21 protein-coding genes and 2 tRNA genes are annotated in these 20,102 nt (G+C 69.0%); 6 read left to right on the top strand and 17 right to left on the bottom strand.

What is annotated here, in order from left to right; translation table 11 throughout:
• Positions 1–49: 49 nt before the first annotated feature.
• Both G9Q41_RS15995 and pobA read left to right on the top strand, forming a co-directional pair.
• Positions 50–874 carry an LLM class F420-dependent oxidoreductase gene (locus G9Q41_RS15995; protein ID WP_165633182.1) on the top strand — a complete coding sequence of 275 codons (825 nt, stop codon included), beginning with the start codon at positions 50–52 and terminating at the stop codon, positions 872–874.
• A gap of 410 nt (positions 875–1,284) precedes the next feature.
• Positions 1,285–2,460, top strand: a complete 1,176-nt coding sequence (gene pobA, locus G9Q41_RS15990; RefSeq protein WP_092523227.1) for a 4-hydroxybenzoate 3-monooxygenase — start codon at positions 1,285–1,287, stop codon at positions 2,458–2,460.
• Between the two features lie 253 nt (positions 2,461–2,713).
• Here pobA and G9Q41_RS15985 read toward each other — a convergent pair whose 3' ends face one another.
• The 7 genes from G9Q41_RS15985 to dnaG all read right to left on the bottom strand — a co-directional run bounded on the left by G9Q41_RS15985 (position 2,714) and on the right by dnaG (position 8,382).
• Positions 2,714–3,109: a hypothetical protein gene (locus tag G9Q41_RS15985; protein ID WP_242687519.1), complete on the bottom strand. Its 396-nt coding sequence runs from the start codon at positions 3,107–3,109 to the stop codon at positions 2,714–2,716.
• A gap of 663 nt (positions 3,110–3,772) precedes the next feature.
• A tRNA-Ile gene (locus G9Q41_RS15980) sits at positions 3,773–3,847 on the bottom strand.
• Between the two features lie 132 nt (positions 3,848–3,979).
• A complete protein-coding gene (locus G9Q41_RS15975) occupies positions 3,980–4,192 on the bottom strand; it encodes a hypothetical protein (RefSeq protein WP_092527257.1) in 213 nt (70 codons plus the stop codon).
• 612 nt (positions 4,193–4,804) lie between these two features.
• Positions 4,805–4,876: transfer RNA gene (locus G9Q41_RS15970), tRNA-Asn, on the bottom strand.
• A 206-nt stretch (positions 4,877–5,082) separates the two neighbouring features.
• Complete coding sequence (locus tag G9Q41_RS15965; RefSeq protein ID WP_165633183.1) at positions 5,083–5,856, bottom strand: trans-aconitate 2-methyltransferase; 774 nt, start codon at positions 5,854–5,856, stop codon at positions 5,083–5,085.
• A 79-nt stretch (positions 5,857–5,935) separates the two neighbouring features.
• The gene (locus G9Q41_RS15960; RefSeq protein WP_165633184.1) at positions 5,936–6,481 is read right to left on the bottom strand and encodes a hypothetical protein; all 546 of its coding nucleotides are present in this window, start codon (positions 6,479–6,481) and stop codon (positions 5,936–5,938) included.
• On the bottom strand, positions 6,478–8,382 hold the full coding sequence (dnaG, locus tag G9Q41_RS22060; protein WP_092523236.1) for a DNA primase: 1,905 nt from the start codon (positions 8,380–8,382) through the stop codon (positions 6,478–6,480). The genes G9Q41_RS15960 and dnaG overlap by 4 nt, the downstream gene beginning before the upstream one ends.
• Before the next feature lie 200 nt (positions 8,383–8,582).
• On the opposite strand from dnaG, the gene sigJ reads away from it, so the two are divergent.
• On the top strand, positions 8,583–9,512 hold the full coding sequence (gene sigJ, locus G9Q41_RS15950) for an RNA polymerase sigma factor SigJ (RefSeq protein WP_165633185.1): 930 nt from the start codon (positions 8,583–8,585) through the stop codon (positions 9,510–9,512).
• Positions 9,513–9,684: 172 nt separating this feature from the next.
• Here the strand turns inward: sigJ and G9Q41_RS15945 are convergent, their stop codons facing one another.
• From G9Q41_RS15945 to G9Q41_RS15925, 5 genes are all read right to left on the bottom strand, one after another.
• Positions 9,685–10,776, bottom strand: a complete 1,092-nt coding sequence (locus G9Q41_RS15945; RefSeq protein WP_165633186.1) for a serpin family protein — start codon at positions 10,774–10,776, stop codon at positions 9,685–9,687.
• A 152-nt stretch (positions 10,777–10,928) separates the two neighbouring features.
• Positions 10,929–11,135: a hypothetical protein gene (locus G9Q41_RS15940; RefSeq protein WP_017973882.1), complete on the bottom strand. Its 207-nt coding sequence runs from the start codon at positions 11,133–11,135 to the stop codon at positions 10,929–10,931.
• A 129-nt stretch (positions 11,136–11,264) separates the two neighbouring features.
• Entirely contained in the window at positions 11,265–12,557 is a 1,293-nt protein-coding gene (locus G9Q41_RS15935) for a deoxyguanosinetriphosphate triphosphohydrolase (protein ID WP_092523240.1), read from the bottom strand.
• Between the two features lie 63 nt (positions 12,558–12,620).
• Positions 12,621–13,286 carry a YdcF family protein gene (locus tag G9Q41_RS15930; protein WP_165633187.1) on the bottom strand — a complete coding sequence of 222 codons (666 nt, stop codon included), beginning with the start codon at positions 13,284–13,286 and terminating at the stop codon, positions 12,621–12,623.
• 37 nt (positions 13,287–13,323) lie between these two features.
• Positions 13,324–14,709, bottom strand: coding sequence for a glycine--tRNA ligase (locus G9Q41_RS15925; protein WP_092527270.1), 1,386 nt, complete (start codon positions 14,707–14,709; stop codon positions 13,324–13,326).
• Positions 14,710–15,052: 343 nt separating this feature from the next.
• Between G9Q41_RS15925 and G9Q41_RS15920 the strand changes: the two genes are divergently transcribed.
• Together G9Q41_RS15920 and G9Q41_RS15915 are read left to right on the top strand one after the other, a co-directional pair.
• Positions 15,053–15,487 carry a metalloregulator ArsR/SmtB family transcription factor gene (locus G9Q41_RS15920; RefSeq protein ID WP_165633188.1) on the top strand — a complete coding sequence of 145 codons (435 nt, stop codon included), beginning with the start codon at positions 15,053–15,055 and terminating at the stop codon, positions 15,485–15,487.
• Complete coding sequence (locus G9Q41_RS15915) at positions 15,484–15,903, top strand: Fur family transcriptional regulator (RefSeq protein ID WP_165633189.1); 420 nt, start codon at positions 15,484–15,486, stop codon at positions 15,901–15,903. The genes G9Q41_RS15920 and G9Q41_RS15915 overlap by 4 nt, the downstream gene beginning before the upstream one ends.
• Positions 15,904–16,044: 141 nt before the next feature.
• Here the strand turns inward: G9Q41_RS15915 and G9Q41_RS15910 are convergent, their stop codons facing one another.
• The 5 genes from G9Q41_RS15910 to G9Q41_RS21595 form a co-directional block, all read right to left on the bottom strand.
• Positions 16,045–16,512, bottom strand: coding sequence for a hypothetical protein (locus G9Q41_RS15910; RefSeq protein WP_092523245.1), 468 nt, complete (start codon positions 16,510–16,512; stop codon positions 16,045–16,047).
• A complete protein-coding gene (locus G9Q41_RS15905) occupies positions 16,512–17,354 on the bottom strand; it encodes an isoprenyl transferase (protein ID WP_092523248.1) in 843 nt (280 codons plus the stop codon). Before G9Q41_RS15905 ends, G9Q41_RS15910 begins: the two co-directional genes overlap by 1 nt.
• Before the next feature lie 69 nt (positions 17,355–17,423).
• Complete coding sequence (locus tag G9Q41_RS15900) at positions 17,424–18,050, bottom strand: GNAT family N-acetyltransferase (protein WP_347567570.1); 627 nt, start codon at positions 18,048–18,050, stop codon at positions 17,424–17,426.
• Positions 18,047–18,940 carry a DNA repair protein RecO gene (gene recO, locus G9Q41_RS15895; protein ID WP_165633190.1) on the bottom strand — a complete coding sequence of 298 codons (894 nt, stop codon included), beginning with the start codon at positions 18,938–18,940 and terminating at the stop codon, positions 18,047–18,049. Before recO ends, G9Q41_RS15900 begins: the two co-directional genes overlap by 4 nt.
• 28 nt (positions 18,941–18,968) lie before the next feature.
• A complete protein-coding gene (locus G9Q41_RS21595) occupies positions 18,969–19,382 on the bottom strand; it encodes a DUF2752 domain-containing protein (RefSeq protein WP_245695740.1) in 414 nt (137 codons plus the stop codon).
• A gap of 211 nt (positions 19,383–19,593) precedes the next feature.
• On the opposite strand from G9Q41_RS21595, the gene G9Q41_RS15885 reads away from it, so the two are divergent.
• Positions 19,594–20,046: a DUF4190 domain-containing protein gene (locus G9Q41_RS15885; protein ID WP_165633191.1), complete on the top strand. Its 453-nt coding sequence runs from the start codon at positions 19,594–19,596 to the stop codon at positions 20,044–20,046.
• Positions 20,047–20,102: the final 56 nt, after the last annotated feature.

Below are 20,102 nucleotides of genomic sequence, written 5' to 3'. Positions count from 1 at the left end.
AGCGAAACACTCGTTAGGAGGGAGGCGCCGGTTCCGGCGCCGAGCACCCATGAAATTCGGTATATCCACGTTCGTCACCGACGAGGGAATCGACCCGGCCGAGCTGGGCGTGGCCGCCGAGCAGCGCGGCTTCGACGCGATGTTTCTGGCCGAGCACACGCACATTCCCAGCAGCAGGGAGACTCCCTACCCCGGCGGCACCGATCTGCCGCGGCACTACTACCGGACGCTGGACCCCTTCGTGAGCCTGACGGCGGCGGCCGTGGCCACCAAGCACCTGCTCGTGGCAACGGGGATCGCGCTGATGATCCAGCGGGATCCGATCATCACCGCCAAGGAGGTCGCGAGCCTGGACCGCGTTTCGGGCGGAAGGGCGATCCTCGGTGTAGGCGCGGGCTGGAACCGCGAGGAGATGCGCAACCACGGCACCGAACCGGCACACCGCGGTGCCCTCATGGACGAGCGCATCAGGGCCATCCGGTCGTTGTGGACCGAGGAGGTGGCCGAGTTCCACGGCGACCACGTGGACATCGAGGCCTCGTACTGCTGGCCGAAGCCGGTGCAGCAGCCGCATCCGCCGATCTACGTCGGCGGTGAGAGCGAGCGCTCGGTGGAGCGCGTCGCCGAGTACGGCGGCGGGTGGCTGCCGCGGGCCGGAACCGAGGACCTGGCCGGAAGCATCGCGCGGGTTCGCGACCGGGCCGGGTGGCGCGTCCCGGTGTCGTTGTACGCGGCGGGCGACGACGCCGCCTCCGTCGAGGAGTACGCACGCGCCGGAGTGGACCGCGTGCTGTTCTACCTGCCCACCGTCGACCGGGACTCGACGCTGCGTTATCTCGACCAGTTCTCCGAGCTGGCGCGCAAGGCCCTCTGAAGTCCCGGGCGCGGCCCCGCATCCGAACCGTCTCCGGCGGATGCGGGGCCTCTCGTCCGCGGCGCCCCTCCACCACGAGCGACGCGGCGCCGGTTCCGTTTTCCGCTCTCCGGTGCCGAAAAAGACATAACATCACAATTCGCGCCCCCGTTCGGCGGCACTCCCCTCCGCTCGCCCCGCTGAAAAACCTCCGCACCGCGCGGAATACCGGCAGCCCGGCCGCGCGGCAATTCTCCGATCGGCGCACAGTTGTGCACGCACGGCGATTCGACCACTCGAGGTTTCCTTTCGAACACGAAACGTCTCCAGGTTAATCGCTGACCTACTTCCGCTGGACGGAAGTAATGTGGCTGAATTCGCATTCACGACTGAGAGGCTGAATCGGCCGCATCCGAAGAGGGGAGGATGGAATGCGCACCCAGGTCGCGATCGTGGGAGCGGGACCGGCGGGCATGCTGCTGTCCCAGCTGCTGCACCTGCAGGGAATCGATTCCGTCGTGCTCGAACGCCGCAGTCGCGAGTACGTGCAGCAGCGTGTGCGGGCGGGGGTCCTCGAGCAGGGCACCGTCGACGTGCTGCGGGACGCCGACGTGGCCGAGCGCCTGGACGAGCAGGGGCATCCGCATCACGGGGTGAACGTGCAGTTCGACGGGGAACGTCTGCGCATCCCGCTCAGCGAGCTCACAGGTGGCCGTACCATCACCGTTTACGGCCAGCAGGAAGTGGTCAAGGATCTCGCCGACCGCCGGGAGAAGGACGGCGGCCGGGTGTACTACGAGGTGTCGGACGTCTCCGTCGACGGGGTCGACACCGATCGACCGGTCGTGCGATTCACTTCCGACGGGAGCACGCAGGAGCTGCACTGCGACTACGTGGCCGGTTGCGACGGTTTCCACGGAGTGTGCCGGAACACCGTTCCCGATTCGGTCCGCACCACTTATGAACGGGTTTATCCGTTCGGCTGGCTCGGAATACTCGCCGAAGTGGCACCGTCCAGCGAGGAATTGATCTATTCGAACCATCCAAACGGGTTCGCTCTGCACAGTCTCCGCTCCTCCGAATTGAGCAGGCTGTACTTGCAGTGCGATCCACAGGATCCGATCGAGCAGTGGCCGGACGAACGGATCTGGGAAGAGTTGCAGACCAGGTTGGGAACTCCGGGCTGGAAGCTGCGCGAAGGCCCCGTGATCGACAAGAACATCACGGCGCTGCGCAGCTTCGTCACCGAACCGATGAGTTACGGCAGGCTGTTCCTGGCCGGGGACTCGGCCCACATCGTTCCGCCCACCGGTGCGAAGGGGCTCAACCTCGCCGTGGCCGATGTGGACCGGCTGGCACGCGCGCTCACCGATCGCTACCACAGCGGCAGTACCACGGGGCTGGACACCTACTCCCAGGAGTGCCTGCGCCGCGTGTGGCGGGTGCAGCACTTCTCCTGGTGGATGACCTCGATGACGCACCGCTTCGACGGGCCGGACTCCGCCTACGACAGGCGGTTGCAGCGCTCCCAGTTCGACTACCTGTGCTCCTCGGAGGCCGCTGCCACGACACTCGCCGAGAACTACGTGGGACTGGCCGCGGTCTGATCGACTGCTTTCCGGGCTCCGGCTCCCGGGGCGGGAGCAGGCCGGTTCGGGCCTGCGGAGCTCTCCACCCGGTAACCGCGGAAGGCGGACGTGCTGCCTGCTCCGCGGTTACCGTCCGGCGGCTCCCCGTTCGGGGCGCCGCCGCGGGGCTTCCACGTGGTTACGCGTCACCCGCACTTGGGGCATCTCGGTGGGCCCTCACCTCCCTGCGGGGGAATCATCGGGCCACCACATTCCGGACACATCGACGGCATTACTCCTGTTCCTGGTGCAGCACCTCCGAGCAGTCCTCGGCCGTGACCGCCTCAACCCAGAGATCCAACCGGCCGTGCTCACAGGCGAACGAGAGATAGATGCTGTCGCCGTACGAGGCCACCAGCTCGTCCTCGAACAGATCCCGCTCGAGATGGCGGTCGTCACCGACCGTCCCCCACCCCGCATCGGCACCGAGCAGTTTCACCGGTTCGGCGGACAGGTACACGCGCTTCATCCGATACAGCCATTCGGCCACGGCACGCGGGCTGGACAGCACGTGGTCCGGGGACCGACGCAGTCGGTCCGCACGTGTGGACGGCACGTTCCCGGCACGCTGTTCGACGTAGGCGTGCCAATGTTGACCGAGCCGGTCCCGCTCGTCGAAATCGCGCATCGGTGTCGCTCCCATTTGATCGCCGGCACACCACCTCCCCTCCGTCGGAAGGCGCGCTGGCGGCGGTCGTTCCCGCGAATCGGGTCCGACCCCCTTTGAATCGATACAGCATTGTGGATCACACCCGGGAAACGGGTGCGTCACCCGGCATCTCCGCGGAGATCGCCGCGTCCTTGCCCGGAGAACGAACCCGCGGGAACCGGATTCGACCGCGAGGGACGCGAACCACTGGGCCGCCGAGCTCAGCACTCCGGAACAGCACATTGATCAACTGTTCCACGTTCTCCCGGGAGCGAGGACACCGGCCTTTTTTCTTTCGTGGAAGCTTTTCTCCTCGAACCAGTCGCTCGGACAGTGAAAAGCCGGAACACAGCGGAACAAGACTTAGAAAGCTATTCACGAAAAAGCCGTGATCCGACCGTCCACGTCGCACCCCGGTCGGACGGCAAGCACCGCTTCCCCGGGTGGATGCGGGGACGCCCGACGACGAACGGCGCCGAGGCCGTGAAGGAGCGCACCGCTCACTCGACGTCGACACTCGCGCGGCAAGCCACGCCCCGGAGCACCCGACTCAGCGCGCTCGAGCGAGGGGTTTCCTATGGCAAAAGCATGGGGGCGATCTTGGTCCGGTGTCCCCACACCTGCGCTGTCCTGCTGTTTCGGTGGGACGGGTGGGACTTGAACCCACGACAAGACGAATTATGAGTTCGCTGCTCTGACCTGCTGAGCTACCGCCCCTGGAACGATCGAACTGATCGTATCGGGTCCTGCCCGCTGCACGGCACCGGGGTCATCTCCATGGTACCGGACCCGAGAAAGATCGACGCACCCGGCGGTGCGTCGATCTCGGGCATCGAATCCGACGCCTCATCAGCGGCCGATGAACATCGCGACGTCGAACGAACCGGTCAACTGACCGATGATCACGACCGTCGCCAGCAGTGCTCCGACACCGGCCACTGTCAGCAAAGCCAGCATGGCCAGGTAGACCAACGCCTTCAACGGTTTGGGCAGCTCGGTCACCGACGAGATGCCGGGCAACGAAAACTGCCGAGGGCTCCTGTCGATACCAGGTGCGGACATGATATCTCCCCCGATCTCTGCGATCCCCATGTACTTTTCCGTCGTCCCGGGGACGAAGAACGACGGAAGCCGCGTTGTGCTTCAACGGCAACGAACCGATCGCGAATACGAGCCTACTCCAGGGCCGACCCGGCCCCTGAACGCGCGATCAGGCTGTGCGCTGCGCAAATTTCCCACACACCACTTCAACTACACCCACAAGATCGTCAATGGACCACGGATCGTTACCCGAGACTGACCTTTCCGACATCAATACGCCCGATTGGGGGATAGCTGGAGTGTTGCCTCTCCGCTATGGTGCTTCGTTCTTCGCACGTCGACCCCCGGTCCGGCGGCCCGCGCACTTCGGACGGCCCGCGCAGTGGACGCAGTCCGGACCTCACCCCGCGGAGGAGGTGGGCCACGGCCCCGCACCCTGCTCCACCACAGTGGACCGAATCCCGGACGGACGGACTCGCCCCGGAGACGCCCGGCGGGAGGCCGAATCCGGACGATGTGCGCTGCACATCACTTCTGGATGTCACCCGCCAGGGCCACGTCCGACACCACGACAACGGTCGCGGAAAACCACCCCGAACAGCAAAAAGCCCGGGTCGCAGACCCGGGCTTGCGCTCCTCCGGCTGGACTCGAACCAGCAACCTTTCGGTTAACAGCCGAATGCTCTGCCATTGAGCTACGGAGGAATGTTTTGTTCTCTCCCCAGCGCCTCGCGCTGACAACATCTACTGTAGCGCACCCGCCGAAGCCCGCGAACACCCCCCTCCCCTTTTGGGAAAACCCCTGGTCACCCCTGCCCCACCCCTGGATGGACGACTCGCTCGGCGCCACGGCCGGGACACCTCAGGCAGATGCGCTCCCGCCGCGGAGTCAGTACGTCGCGCAGCCCCGACTACGCCCGCCGGGCCACGACGAACACCCGGCGAAACGGGAACCACGTTGAACCGTCCGCCTCCTCCGGGTACGCACTGCGCAGCATCGGCGCCAGCTCCTCCAGGAAGCGCTCCCAGCTCCGCTCGTCCAGCAGGGTGCGCACGGGACGCAAGGCGGTGCCCCGCAGCCAGTTCAGCACCGGGTCACGACCGTGCAAGCGGTGCACGTAGGTGCTCTCCCACGCGTCGATCAGCACGTTCGGCCCGGAGAGGGCCCGCGCGTACTCCAGCGGGGTGAGCACCCTGTCCGGATCCCGGAGCGCGTCACGGAGCGCGGCCCCCGTCTCCTCGCCCCACTCCGCCCGCGAGGCCAGCTCGTAAACGGCCCGGTGCGCGGGCGCACGGAAGTTCCCGGGCAGCTGCATCCCGAACACCGCCCCGACCGGCAGCGCGTCCAGCCACCCGCGAACCAGTTCGACATGATCGGGAACCCACTGCAGCACCGCGTTGCAGACCACCACGTCGGTGTCCGCCCCGGGGGACCAGTCCCGCACATCCAGAACTCGGGCCTGCACGCCGGCCTCCACCGCCGCGCGCACCATCTCCGGCGCGGAATCCAGCGCCTCGAGGCGCGCCGCGGGCCACCGCCGCGTCAGCAGCGGGGCGAGGTTGCCCGCCCCGCATCCCAGATCAACCACGCTCGCCGGATCCGGGTGGTTCATCCTGGCCAGCAGATCCCGGGCGGGACGTTCCCGCTGGTCGGAGAAGGCCAGATAAGTCTCCGGATCCCACACGGCGGATCACTCCTCGAAACAAAAACAGTACATCCGTACTGTATCCGGGGAGTGCTTCACCCGGAAGCGCCCTTTCGGGTCATCCGACGCCGTGCTCCTCACGTTCCAACCGACGGGCGACCTCGCGGGCGTACTCGGCCAGCGCGTCCTCGTCGGTCTCCCGATCGGGTCGGACCTGCAACACCGTGCCGTCGACACCGGGCACCCTGCGCCGCACGAAGCGGGCCCCGCCCACCGACAGCTCGCGGTACTGGGTGGACTTGATCGAACCGGTCACCCGCGCGTGCACCACATCGGGCAACCTGCCGGACCGGTCCAACCGGAAACGACGCCGCGGCAGCTCACGCAGCAACACCGCCCCGTCGACCCTGCGGTACTCCTCGGCCTCGGTCAGCACCAGCACCCCGTCGCGCCAGACGGCCCTGTTCAGCAGGTGCCAACCGATCCTGCGCACCCCGGACTCACCCGGCACCCACAGACCGCGGTTCGTGGCGACCAGCGCTCCCCGCGCGGACGCGGCCGAGGCCAGCACCCGCTCCTCCGCGTCCAGCGCACCGTCGAACCCCTCCGGCAGCGGGACACCACCGCCGAGCCGCGCGAGCGCGCGCCTGAGCCAGGAGATCATGCCACACCTTCCACGGCCTGTTGCAGCAGCGACTTGTGGTAGTGCTCCAGCGCGACCAGATCGCCGAACAGCGCGTGGTACTCCTCGGGGTCCTCGATCGGCGAGATCCGCTGCACCCGCGACTTGATGTCGTCGATCTGACGCGCCACCAACCGCTCCCGCACCCTGGCGAGCACCCCACTGACGTAGCGGTGGTCCTGCTCGGACTTGGTGTCCGGCGTCTCGACCGCCAGCTGGGACAGCAACCGGGTGCTCGTCTCGTCGGAGCACTGCGCGCGGACGGCGTCCACCAGCGCGGCGCCCGAAAGTCCCGCCTGCGTGCCACCGGCCTTGAGCAGGGCCTCGTGCAGCGCCCGGTAGATCGGCTCGGTGAAGGCCTCCTCGGGCAGGGCGTCGTAGACCGGTCCCGCCAATCCCGGGGCCTGCAGAGCGGTCTTCAGCGCCTCCCGCTGGGACCAGCGCGGATCATCCCTGGAGGGACGCCCCGGGAGCGCGTCCCGCTCCGCGGAGTCGTTCCGCTGCTCCGCGGCACGCCGATCGCGTTTGCGCCGCGGCCCGTCCTCGACCGGCTCCCCGGCCGACTCCTGCACCCGCCGAACGACCTGGTTCTCGTCGTTCCAGCCGGTCCAGTGGGCGAGCTGCACGGCGTAGCCGTCCCTGCTCGCGTGGTCCTTGATCCGCGCGACCAGCGGTATCGTCCGGCGCAGGGCGGCGACCCTTCCGTCCACCGAGTCGAGGTCGTAGCCGTCCAGCAAGCTCCGAACGGCGAACTCGAACAGCGGCCGCCGCCGGGCCACCAGGTCGCGGACGGCGCCGTCCCCCTTACGCTGCCTCAGCTCGCAGGGATCGCTTCCGTCCGGGGTGATCGCCACGTAGGTCTGCGCGGCGAACTGCTGCTCCCCGTCGAAGGCCTTCAGCGCGGCGTTCTGCCCGGCCTCGTCACCGTCGAAGGTGTAGATGACCTCGCCCCTGAAGGTGTCGTCGTCCATCATCAGCCTGCGCAGCACCCCGAGGTGCTCGTCGCCGAAGGCGGTCCCGCAGGAGGCCACGGCGGTGGGGACGCCCGCCAGATGCATCGCCATCACGTCGGTGTAGCCCTCGACCACCACGGCCTGGTGACGCTTGGCGATCTCGCGCTTGGCCAGATCGACGCCGAACAGCACCTGGGACTTGTTGAAGATCGGCGTCGCGGGGGTGTTGACGTACTTCGCCTCGATCGGGTCCTCGTCGAAGACGCGCCGCGCGCCGAAACCGACCACATCACCCCCGAGGTCCTTGAGCGGCCACAGCAGCCTCCGGTGGAACCGGTCTATCGGCCCGCGCCTGCCCTCCCGGGACAACCCCGCCTTGTAGAGCTCCTCCAGCTCGAAGCCCTTGTTCAGCAGGTGCTTGGTCAGCCGGTCCCAGCCGCTGGGCGCGAAACCGCATCCGAACTTCGTCGCGGCCGCCTCGTCGAAACCACGAGCCGTCAGGAACTCCCTCGCCTGCCGCGCCTCGTTGGAGCGCAGCTGCTCGGCGTAGAACTCGGCGGCGAGCCGGTTCGCCTCGACCAGCCTGCTCCTGGTGCCCGGCTCTCGACTGTTCGTGGGCTCGCCGCCCTCGTAGCGCAGCCGCACACCGCTCCGGTCCGCCAACCGCTCCACGGACTCGACGAAGCCGAGGTGCTCGGTCTTCATCAGGAAGGCGATGACGTCCCCGCCCTCGCCGCAGCCGAAGCAGTGGAAGGTCCCGTGGTTGGGGCGCACGTTCAGCGAGGGGGTCTTCTCGTCGTGGAAGGGGCACAGCCCCTTCAGAGCCCCACCACCGGCGCGACGCAACGCGACGTACTCACCGACCACGTCGTCGATCCGGTTGCGTTCGCGGACTTCGGCGATGTCGCTTTCCCGGATTCGTCCCGCCACGCGACCAGTCTAGATGGCCCGCACCCGCCGACCGAGCACGCGGTCCCGGTGATTTCCCACTCGCCTCCGGCACCCCTCGAGTGCGCCGCGACCACCTCGACGCTCCCCGTCGGGAGGACGCCTGTGGGCGCGTGGGCGGGAAACCACCCGACCGAGGCACTCAACCGGGCACAACGGGATTGTTCGGGCACAATCGCAGTGTGCGATCCGCGGAAGAGGTTCTGGCCAAGGAATTCGACGACCGACGTACGCGGCTGATCGGGTTGGCCTACCGACTCACCGGGAGCATCGCGGACTCCGAGGACGTGGTGCGCGAGACCCGGATGCGACTGACCGGGCTCGACGGGGCCGAACGCGCCGGGATCGACGACCTGGGGGCCTGGTTGAACCGGACCGCGGGGGCGCTGGCCGTCGAACGGGCCCGCACCGCCTCCGTCCGCAGGAAGCACTACGTCGGCCCCTGGCTGCCCGAGCCCATCGTGCTCGAGCACGGCAGCCCGGAACCCCCGGGGGCCTTCGGGGTGGTGGCGGGCGCCGCGGACGTGCGCATGGCCGCGTTCCGATTAATTCAGCAGCTCAGCCCCGAGCACCGCACGGCGCTGGTGCTGCACGACGTGTTCGGGATCGGCTTCGACGAGATCGCGGCGATGCTCGAGTGCTCGGTGGACGCGGCGCGACGCAACGCGACCCGGGCAAGGCACACCGTCCAGCGGGCCGATCCCCCCGAGCGGGTGCCGGCGCAGCAGCAGCACGAGGTGATCCGGGCACTGCTCGCGGCGCTCTCGGACGAGGACCAGTGGGCCGTAGCCCGCGCACTGCACCCGCGGGCAACCGTCTACGGCGACAGCGACGGCAAGGCGCGCAGCGCGCTGCGCCCGGTCAGCGGCAGGGAACGAGTGGCGCGCTTCCTGCTCGGCCTGATGCGCAAGTACGCGCCCTCCGCGCTGACGAGCACGCGTCCGGTTCTCGTCAACGGCGACCCGGGACTGCTGCTGCCGGGGTCCCCGGAGGGAACCCCTTCCGAACGCGCCGCGGCCCGGCGCGTGGTCGGCTTCGCGGTGCGGGACGGACGTGCTGCCGAGATCCACGACATCGTCAACCCCGACAAGCTCCGGCGCGTACCGCTCTGAGAGCTGTCGACGAAGATCCGTTCGGGAACGAGCACCCGAGCTTCCGCCGAGAAACCGCCCGAGCAACCGGCACCGCCGATCCTCGAACCGATCCGCCGATCCTCGAACCGATCCGCCGATCCTCGAACCGACCCGCCGACCCTCGAACCGACCCGCCGACCCTCGAACCGGTTCACGGGTGAGCGACCCTGCCCAGGAAGTAGACATCCCCGCTGTCGGAGTGGCGGACCAGGAACCAGAACGGGCGGTCCACTTCCACCCGGAGCGGTTCCGGCTCCTCGGTCAGGGAGGTCAGTCGCATCATCGCCGCCGTGGCCGCCGCTCCCTCCAGGCCGTGCTCGTCCACCCGCAGCACTGACTCGTGCAGCGCGGTGGAGATCCGGAGGGGCTCGTCCGTCAACCCGGTGAAGTCGGCCGCCGGGGTGAACGCCTCGCGCACTCCGAGCACGGCGAGCGGGTCGTTGAGCTCGGCAGAGCCCGTCACCTCGAACTTCGGCAGCAGCAGCTCCACCTGCTTCGGCTCGGGGGCGTCGACCAGGCGGCGCAGCCGCGCGTGGTCGAGAGCGGGTTCGGCCCTGGCCAGTTCCGCGTCGGGCAGCAGCACGAGCGCCTCCACCGATCCCCGCGCCTGCAACCGCACCACCTGCCACCCCTCGAGGTGGGCGTAACCCAGCAGACCGTTCACGCGCATGGTGGGAACCGAACCGGTCCCCGCGGGACCGTGGAACGGTTTCGGGGCGGTGTCGCGCTCCTCGAACGCCTTGTTCCAGGGAGTTCTCAGGTAGAGCGCGTTGACCAGTGCGGCGACCGTGTCCGAGTCGATCGTGCCCGCCTCGACCAGTTCGGGGATCAGTCCCCTGGTGACCTCGGAGACATCGGCGTTGATCTCCTGTCGCGCCCGCTCGGGGGCCGCGCGGAACGCGGTGGTGCGCACCTGGCTGCCCGGCAGGCGGGAGATCCGCCTCCGGTACTGCTCCCGCAGCGGAAGCCGCTCGTCCGCCCACAGCCGGTTGGCCACCGCGAAGTCGACCTCGTCCGTGGGAGTGACGGTCCGCCCGGCCAGTTCCTCCAGCCGTGCGAGGAAGTCCTCGTCCGGCTCGGCGCGCAGGGCGTGCGCCATCTCTTCGCGGGTGCTGCCGCGCGCGGCGGAGGCGAGCAGCCCGAGGGTGCTCACCACGGAGTGGGGGGACCAGCAGAAGTTCTCTCCCGTGTCCGGCGCGAGCATCCGATGCAGGCGCAGGGGGAGTTCGAGTTGTGCGTCCACGATGTCGCAACGCTCCGATCCGCCGCGGGAACCGCTTCGCTCAGGTCTCCGGCGAGTGTGCCAGGTTCGCCCTCCCGAGGCGATGATCGAAGAGCCGGTGCCGCCCTACCCGCTCCCGTGCGGAGCGGGGCCCCGATCCGGGCGGGACTCGGTCACGAGTTCTCGGACAGCGACTCCTCGTCGATGTCGGCCAGCCCCATCAGCCGCAGCTCCTGGGCGATGTAGCCCGCCGCCTGCTCGGCGGCCGGGTCCTGCCACCGCAGGTCCTTCACCCAGTCGGCGAGGTCGTCGGAGTTGATGTAGGGCTCTCCGTCGACGACGACCTTCTGGATGTGGTGCCGATTAGCTTCGTCGAACATCGGGGTCTCCTCGCGGCCTGCGAAAAGCCGCTCCTCTAACACGAAAAGGTGAATCATGACCAGCGAAAATCACGCTACGTGTCAGAATGCCGCACAAAAACCGAAAAACGCTCCCCCGTCTGACATAGGTCACAAGAAATCGGTGTCTTTGGTTACCCAACGCTCATACCAAGCCACGGCCTGCGCGTCCGTGAACGAGGCGACCTGGTCCAGCACGGCGCGCAACCGCGCGGCGTCGTCGGCGGCCGAGCACCACGCCGCCCGCGCCGTCGGGTCCAACGACTCCGGGGCCGCGTTCACCAGGGCGCGCACCAGCTCGGTCAGCATCCCGCGCTGTCGCTGCTGAAGACGCAGTCGCTCCGAATCGCTCATCACGTAGCGCAGCGCCATCGCCTTGAGCACAGCCACCTCGGCCGCGACCTCCTCGGGAACGACCAGATCCGCCCCGTACCTGCTCAACCCCTCCCGACCGAAGGCGAGTCGCGTCTCCCGCACCGCGGCGCTGGCGAACCGCCCCACGAGCTCGCTGGTCAGCCGCTTGAGCGCGACCTGGGACCGCGCCGAACCGTCGTAGTCGAGCACGTCCCGCAGGGCGGGCATGGTCAGCAGCTCGGAGACCGAGGACTCCAACAACCCCGTGTCCAGCGGAGGTCGCTGCCGGAAGCGCTTGGACGCGATCCGCACGACCTCACCGCGCTCCTCGGGGTCCAGCAGGGCGCGCAGTGCTATCCGCCCCCCGTGCAGCCCGTCCTCCAAGTCGTGCACCGAGTAGGCGACGTCATCGGCCCAGTCCATGATCTGCGCCTCCAGACAACGCCGCTCGCCCGGGGCTCCGCTGCGCAGCCACTCGAAGACGTCCAGATCCGACTCGTAGACGCCGAACTTCCCGTCCCCCTCCCGGGGGAACGACCACGGGTACTTGGTCGCCGCGTCCAGACAGGCCCTGGTCAGGTTCAACCCGCGCCCGACACCGTCGGAGTCGACCGCCTTGGGCTCGAGACGGGTGAGGATCCGCAGCGTCTGCGCGTTGCCCTCGAAGCCACCGCAGTCGGTGGCCAGCGCGGCGAGGGCCTGCTCCCCGTTGTGACCGAACGGGGGATGACCGATGTCGTGAGCGAGCCCGGCCGTGTCGACCACGTCGGGATCGGCTCCGAGCTCGACCGCGATGCCGCGCCCGATCTGGGCGACCTCCAGGGAGTGAGTCAGCCTCGTCCGAGGGACGTCGCCCTCCTCCGGCCCGAGGACCTGGGTCTTGCCGGCGAGACGACGCAGCGCGGCCGAGTGCAGCACTCGGGCACGGTCGCGCGCGAAGGGCGACCGGGACGAGGCGACCCCGTCGGTCGACTCGGCCGCCTTCGGAGGCTCGTCGATCGGTCGCTGCCGGTCGTGCTCGGTGTAGCCGGGAGTGTCACCCAGGGGCATCGCCCCCAGCTTAGGGGTATCCACCGTGGTCCGCCCTGGTAGGAGCGCTCGGCCGCGGCGAGGTCAGCCCAGACCGTGGCCGGTGATCTCGGCCGAGGCGTGGGTCAGGCGGTAGTAAAGCACCGCGGCCGCTTCCCGCAGGATGTAGTGGGTGCGCACCTCACCGGTGGGCCCGCTGCGGGTGGGCGAGACCATCGTCCGGAGCCCCTGGTCCTCGGCCATGGAGCGCGAGCGCCAGGAGTGCCACGGGTCGCTGACGATGATGGCCGAGTCCCACGAGCGCTGCTCCGCCACATCGGAGACCGCGCGGATGCTGCGCAGCGTGTCGTTGCCCACCTCGAGCTCCGTGACGGACTCGGCGGAGACCCCCTGCTCGACCAACCACATGCGACTGGCCTCGGCCTCCGTGTAATTGTCACCGGCCTGACCACCGCCCACGGTGACGATGTAATCCGCACGCCCCTGCTGGTAGAGGTCCAGCGCGTGCTCGAGCCGGGCGCGCAGCACGGGGGAGGGATCCCCGTTGTACTGCGCGGCCCCCAGCACCACGATCATGTCGGCCTGGCCCCACTGGTCGACCTGGGCGACCTGCCAAACCCGGAAGGCCGTCCCACCGAACACCAGCACGGCGACCAGCAGCGCACCGAAAAAGGTCCTACGTACCCAGGAGGCCACTCGCCGGCGGCCCGAAGTCCGCGTGGAATCGGGGTGATCGATCACACCACGCATCCTTGCAGATCCCTCGAACCGCCCGGCGAGCACCCGTTCAGCAGCCGACCAGTCGAGCCGCCAGGTAGCTCTCCAGCTTGTCGATGGACACGCGCTCCTGCTCCATCGTGTCCCGCTCGCGGACGGTCACGGCGTGATCGGACAGCGAGTCGAAGTCCACGGTCACGCAGAACGGGGTCCCGATCTCGTCGTGCCTGCGGTACCGACGCCCGATCGCCCCGGCGTCGTCGAAGTCGATGTTCCAGTTGCGCCGCAAGGTGGCAGCCACGTCGCGCGCCTTCGGCGACAGATCGGAGTTGCGGGACAGCGGAAGCACCGCGACCTTGACCGGGGCCAGCCTGCGGTCCAGCTTGAGCACGACGCGCTTGTCCACTCCGCCCTTGGCGTTCGGGGCCTCGTCCTCCCGGTAGGCGTCGATCAGGAAGGCCATCAGCGGACGCCCCAGCCCGGCGGCGGGCTCGATCACGTACGGGCGGTAGCGGGAGTTGCTCGTCTGGTCGAAGTACGACAGGTCCACGCCGGAGTGGTTGGAGTGCGTGGTGAGGTCGAAGTCGGTCCTGTTGGCGATGCCCTCCAGCTCGCCCCACTCGCTGCCGCTGAAGCCGAACCGGTACTCGATGTCCACGGTCCGCTTGGAGTAGTGCGAGAGCTTTTCCTTGGGGTGCTCGTAGTGCCGCAGGTTGTCCGGGTTGATCCCCAGATCGGTGTACCACTCGCTCCGCTGGGAGATCCAGTACTCGTGCCAGGACTCGTCCTCGCCCGGCTCCACGAAGAACTCCATCTCCATCTGCTCGAACTCGCGGGTGCGGAAGATGAAGTTGCCCGGGGTCACCTCGTTGCGGAAGGACTTGCCCACCTGGCCGATGCCGAACGGGGGCTTCTTCCGCGCGGTGGTCATCACGTTCAGGAAGTTGACGAAGATCCCTTGGGCGGTCTCCGGGCGCAGGTAGTGCAGCCCCTCCTCCGAGTCCACCGGCCCGAGGAAGGTCTTGAGCAGCCCGTTGAACATCCTCGGCTCGGTGAACTGGCCGCGATTGCCGCAGTTCGGGCAGGGAACCTCGGAGAGGTCGTTCTCGTCGACGTCCTTGCCGGTGCGTGCCGCGTAGTCCTCGGCGAGCTGGTCGGAGCGGTGCCTGTGGTGGCAGGACGTGCACTCGACCAACGGGTCGACGAACTCCTGGACGTGGCCGGAGGCTTCCCAGACCTGCCGCGGCAGGATCACCGAGGAGTCCAGGCCGACGACGTCGTCACGCCCCTGGACGAGACTGCGCCACCACTGACGCTTGATGTTGTCCTTGAGCTCCACCCCGAGCGGCCCGTAGTCCCATGCCGACCGGGTACCGCCGTAAATCTCGCCGCTCGGGTAGACGAAGCCACGGCGCTTGCACAGGTTCACGATCGTTTCGATCTGGTCGGTGGGCACCTTCACTCCACGCTTGTCGCTGGTTACTCGGGCTCCGGTCGACGCGTCCCGGGAAACCGAGGACGGCGTTCCGACCGAGCTGATACGGATTCTCGCAGGTGAGTCTCCCAGCGTACCCAGCTGGCCCGCTGCTCGGCCCGCCCCACCCGGTTCGTACCGGACACCGGCTCGTCACCCGTGGTCCGGCCGTTGCGGGGGACGGTTCCACGTGCGATCCGCTCCGGTTTCCCCGCCCGTAGAATGGTGACCGTCGACACCGAACCCGCGACGAATCGCCGAAAGGATGCAGGCCTCGTCCGACGGCGGATTTCGTCCCCGTCGGGACCAAGTGGATGATCAACGCATGGCCACGCCCCCGGACCCCTTCACGAACAGCGACGACGGGCACTCCATCGAACGAACCGCGCCCGCACCGGCTCCTCGAGCCGAACCGGCGACCCTCTCCGCGGCCGGAGACCTGCTGAGGGCCCTGGCTGCCCCGGTGCGCATCGCGATCGTGCTGCAGTTGCGCGTCGCGGAACGTTGCGTCCACGACCTGGTGGACGCCCTCGGCGTGACGCAGCCGTTGATCAGCCAGCACCTTCGGGTGCTGAAGGCGGCGGGGGTCGTGCACGGCAGTCGGCACGGACGTGAGGTGGTCTACCGGCTGGTGGACGATCACCTGGCGCACATCGTCGTGGACGCCGTGGCGCACGCGGAGGAGGATTCGCGCGATCCCGGGGCTGTCGACGACACGGCCACACCCCCTGAAAACCGACAGGAGACGGAGACAGCGTGACCTCCAGCGAGCGTCCCGCGGCCGCGATTCCGGGCCTGCGGGCCACCAAACAGCGAGCGGCGGTATCGCGGCTGCTCGACGAGATCGACGACTTCCGCTCCGCGCAGGAGCTGTACGACCAGCTGCGGAACCGGGGGGAGGGCATCGGGCTGACCACCGTCTACCGGACCCTGCAGTCGCTCGCCGAGGCCGGGGAGGTCGACGTCCTCCGCAGCGACTCCGGGGAGTCGGTCTACCGCAAGTGCTCCGACCACCATCACCACCACCTGGTCTGCAGGCACTGCGGCAGGACCGTCGAGGTGGCCGATCCCCCGATGGAGGACTGGACCGAGCGCATCGCAGGCGAGCACGGCTTCTCCGATGTGCACCACACCGTGGAGATCATCGGCACCTGCGCGGACTGCCGCGGCGGCTGAAGCGGTTCGCCCGGCGACCCCCGGTTCGGCACGCGCCGCCGGCCCACCAGCGACCACCGGCCCACCAGCGACCGCGGGCCCGTCCGCGTCGGAGCCGTGCGGCTCCCGGGGACGGGCCCGCGCTCGTCGGGACCAGTCTCGTCAGGAGTCCGCCGCGGCGTCTCCCGCCGCCCGGTCCTGCTCGGCTGCTCCCCGCTCGAACTCCTGGTCGAGTTCGCCGCGCAGCTGCGAGGCGGTGGAAACGATCAGCATCAGCAGGGTGGTCAGCGGCGTTCCCGTGAGCCCGTCGGCCGGGAAGGCGTAGCGCAGCGTCAGGTCCATGCCCCGAGCGGTGCGCACCACCCCGAGCGTGCCGAACATTCCTTCACCGGCGCGCTCGGCCGCCCACCTGGAGATCTCCCCGTCCACCGGGAGGTCCCAGGCCACCACGCAGGTCAGGCTCAGCACCGTCAACCCGTCCGCGAGCTGCATCGCCTGCACCGCGCAGGGCACCTCGGAGTGCCGGAAGGTCAGCGCGCCGTCGTCGTCGACCCGCACCTCGTAGTAGGTCTCCAGCGCACGCTTCGCCGCTGTCAGCAGATCGGCCGTGCTCGCCACTTCCCCGGCCATCACTCGCCCCCCTGCCCGGAATCCTCCGGGGCCGAGCTCTGCGCCCTGTCGACCGCGCCCCCGAACCGGCGATCGCGGCGCGCGTAGGAGACGCAGGCGTCCCAGAAGTGCCTGCGGTCCACATCGGGGAACAACGTGTCCTGGAAGACCATCTCCGCGTAGGCGGACTGCCAGAGCATGAAGTTGGAGGTGCGCCGCTCACCGGACGGGCGGATGAACAGGTCCACATCGGGCATCTGGGGCTGGTACAGGTGCCGGGCGACCGTGCGCTGGTCCACCTTCTCCGGGTTTATCTTCCCCGCCGCGGCCAGTCTGGCGATCTCCCGCGCGGAGTCGCCCACCTCGGCGCGACCGCCGTAGTTGACGCACATCGTCAGGTTCATGACGTTGTTGTTGGCGGTCCGCTCCTCGGCCGAGCGCAGCTGGTCGACCACGCTGCGCCACAGCTTGGGCCTGCGTCCGGCCCACCGAACCCGCACGCCCAGCTCGTCGAGCTCGTCCACCCGACGCCGGATCACGTCGCGGTTGAACCCCATGAGGAACTTGACCTCGTCGGGGCTGCGTTTCCAGTTCTCCGTGGAGAACGCGTACAGCGAGAGCCACTGCACGCCCATCTCGATGGCGCCGCGGGCCAGTTCGAGCACGACGGCCTCCCCCTGCTTGTGTCCCTCGATGCGGGGAAGACCACGTTCGTTGGCCCACCTGCCGTTCCCGTCCATGACGACGGCGACGTGCTTGGGCACCAGTTCCGGAGGCAACGCGGGTGGTTCCGCACCGGAAGGATGGGGGTCGGGCGCTCGTACGTCCGAAGCGTCCCTGTCCCGCCCACGGCGTCGCAGCATTGAGCTCCCCTTCGCGATCAACAGCCGATTCGATTCCGGGTCGGTCCCATTCTCGCGGACGCCCACCACTCACCGGCCCAGCGGGCGCCCGAAACGAATCGCGGGCCCCTCGTCCAAGGGCAACCTGGTCATGCCCATCGCGCGGTAGAAGGCGTGCGCCGAGGCGTTCGTCGCGCGCACCCCGAGCTGCACCCCGGGTGACCCCGCCGCGGCCAGGGCGTCGAAGAGCGCCCGCAGCAGCGCCTTCCCCGCTCCCATGCGCCGAGCTCCGGAAAGCACGTTGATGTGCAGGTGCGAGGGATAGACGTCGGTGTCGGGCAGCAGCATCGTCCGGGGGCGGTGCAGCAGCAGGCGCAGCTGCTCGTCCGCGTCGTCCGCTCGCGCGGACTCGTCCCACCCGCCGCCGAGGGGCGGGGCGGGGTGGCCGCGCGCGAAGCGAGGGGAGAACTCCCGCTCCCAACGCCGGTAGAACTCCACGGAGTCCAGCGCCGCGACCACGTAGCCCAGCGGCTGCCCGGAGCTCTCCGCGAGGAAGCACAGCTCCGGTTGCAGGAGCAGATAAGGCGAGGCGAACACGTGCGCCATCAGCTCCGGCTCCCGCAGGATGTTGCGCGCGTGCTCACCGGCGTCCCCGGTGGCCACGCAGATCCGCCGCACGGCCACCTCGTCCCCGGCGCGGAGCCCGCGGACGATCACGGCCGTTCCAGCGGTCCGCCCGGACCCGATTCCGCGGTGGTCCCCGCACCGCTCGCCCGTTCGCGGATCAGCTCGGGAACCCGATCCTGCGCGGACTCGGACGTCTCCTCGGCCCGCTCGTCCGCCGCAGCCACCCGTTCGTCCCCGTACCGTTCGGCCGAACCGCGCTCCACCAGCGGCAGCGAGCGCAGCTGGCGTTCCAGGTGCCACTGCAGATGCGCCGCGACCAGACCGCTGCCCTCCCGGCGCACCGTCTCCGCTGAGCTCTCGGCCACGTCCCAGTCACCGTCGAGCAGCGCCCGCAGCAGGACGAGCGTGTCCGCGGCCGGCCTGGAGGCTCCCGCCGGGCGGCACTCGGGGCAGACCGTCCCGCCGACGTGGACGCTGAAGGCGACGTGGGGACCGGCGAGGCCGCAACGGGCACACTCCCCGAGGGCGGGAGACCACCCCGCGAAGGCCATCGCCCGCAGCACGAAGGAGTCCAGCACCAGGGAGGCGTCCCGATGACCACCGGCCAGCGCGCGCAGGGCCCCGACGACGAGCAGGTACATGCGCAGCACCGGCTCGCCCTCCTCGGCCACGATCCGGTCCACCGTCTCCAGCACGGCGCAGGCGGTCGTGTAGTTCCGGTAGTCACCGACTATGCCCGCGCCGAAGGCGTCCAGGGTCTGGACCTGGGTGACCACGTCGAGAGTTCTTCCGGTGTGCAGTTGCACGTCCACGTGCGCGAACGGCTCGAGCCGAGCCCCGAACCTGGAACTCGTGCGGCGGACCCCCTTCGCCACCGCCCGCACCTTGCCGTAACGACGGGTCAGCAGGGTGATGATCCGGTCCGCCTCACCCAGTTTGCCCACCCTCAGCACGACACCGACATCGCGATACAGGCTCACGGCCTCATCATCCCATCGAGGGGTTCGGTCAGGTCGCCAGCACCGTGAACGGTTCCACCGGCAGGTTGCGCAGCACGGTCCACAGCACCAGCCCGCCGGCCAGCAGGTGGGCGCACACGAGGCCGCGCGCTCCCGCCGGCCACAGGCTCCGGGCGCGGCCCAGCTCGCAGCGCGCGCTGGCGACCAGCAACGCGGCCACCAGCGGGAGGAGAACGACGGCCGCGAACGCGTTGAAGCCCAGCGCGCGGGGGAGGTCGCCCACCAGCAGCGCCTCGAGCATGCGCGTTCCCCCGCACATCGGACCGTCCAGTCCCGCAGCGGCGAACACGCAGGGGAAGTCGAAGGGGGAGAGCACCAACAGCGTCCCAGCCGCGACCAGCCCGGCGGCGGCCGACAACGTGCGCGGCAGCCGAAGCAGCGGGCGGATGAACGCTGCGCGCACCGCCGACCTCCAAGCGTCCGAGCGATCAGAAACCGCACCGATGATGGTGCCCGTCGAAGATGTCCGCCGAACCGGTCACGCCGGAACCACCGCGCCGATCGACACGGAGCACTGCGGTGTGATCCTACCCAAACGTCGATTTCCCCGGGACGGCACACCGCGAGGACCACCTCGTGATTGGATCTGCTCGGCGAAGTCGAAGGAGAATCTGATGACCAACCCGTACGGATCGGGCCCGCACAACCCACCGTCGAACAGCGGAGGTTTCCCGCAGCCCCCGCAGTCCTCCTACGGCGGTGGTCTGCAGTACCCCGGTTACCAGCCCGGACAGCAGTACCCGTCCAACCAGAACTTCTACATCGGTTACGGCGGGGTGCAACCCCCCAACAACGGACTGGCGATCGCCTCCATGGTGGTCTCGCTGGTGTCCGTGCTCACCCTGTGCTTCTGGGGACTGGGCGTTCTGCTCGCACTGCTCGGTGTGATCTTCGGTCACGTGTCCAGGGGGCAGATTCGCCGCGACGGCACCCGCGGGGACGGCATGGCGATGGCGGGCGTCGTGATCGGCTACTGCGTACTGGGGCTGACTCTGCTGGGAATCGTTCTGTTCGTGATCGGCCTCAGCATGCCGTTCATGACGGGCGACTTCTACACGACGATGTGACGGCCCGGACTCCGGCCGTGCTCCCGGCCGAAGCTCCGCTCCACGCGAGCTGCCGA

Origin of the sequence: Actinopolyspora sp. BKK2 (assembly GCF_011291845.1) — a bacterium.
GTDB classification, from domain to species: domain Bacteria; phylum Actinomycetota; class Actinomycetes; order Mycobacteriales; family Pseudonocardiaceae; genus Actinopolyspora; species Actinopolyspora saharensis.
The sequence above is the reverse complement of the archived record's forward strand: the minus strand, read 5'-3'. Positions and strand labels throughout refer to the sequence as shown.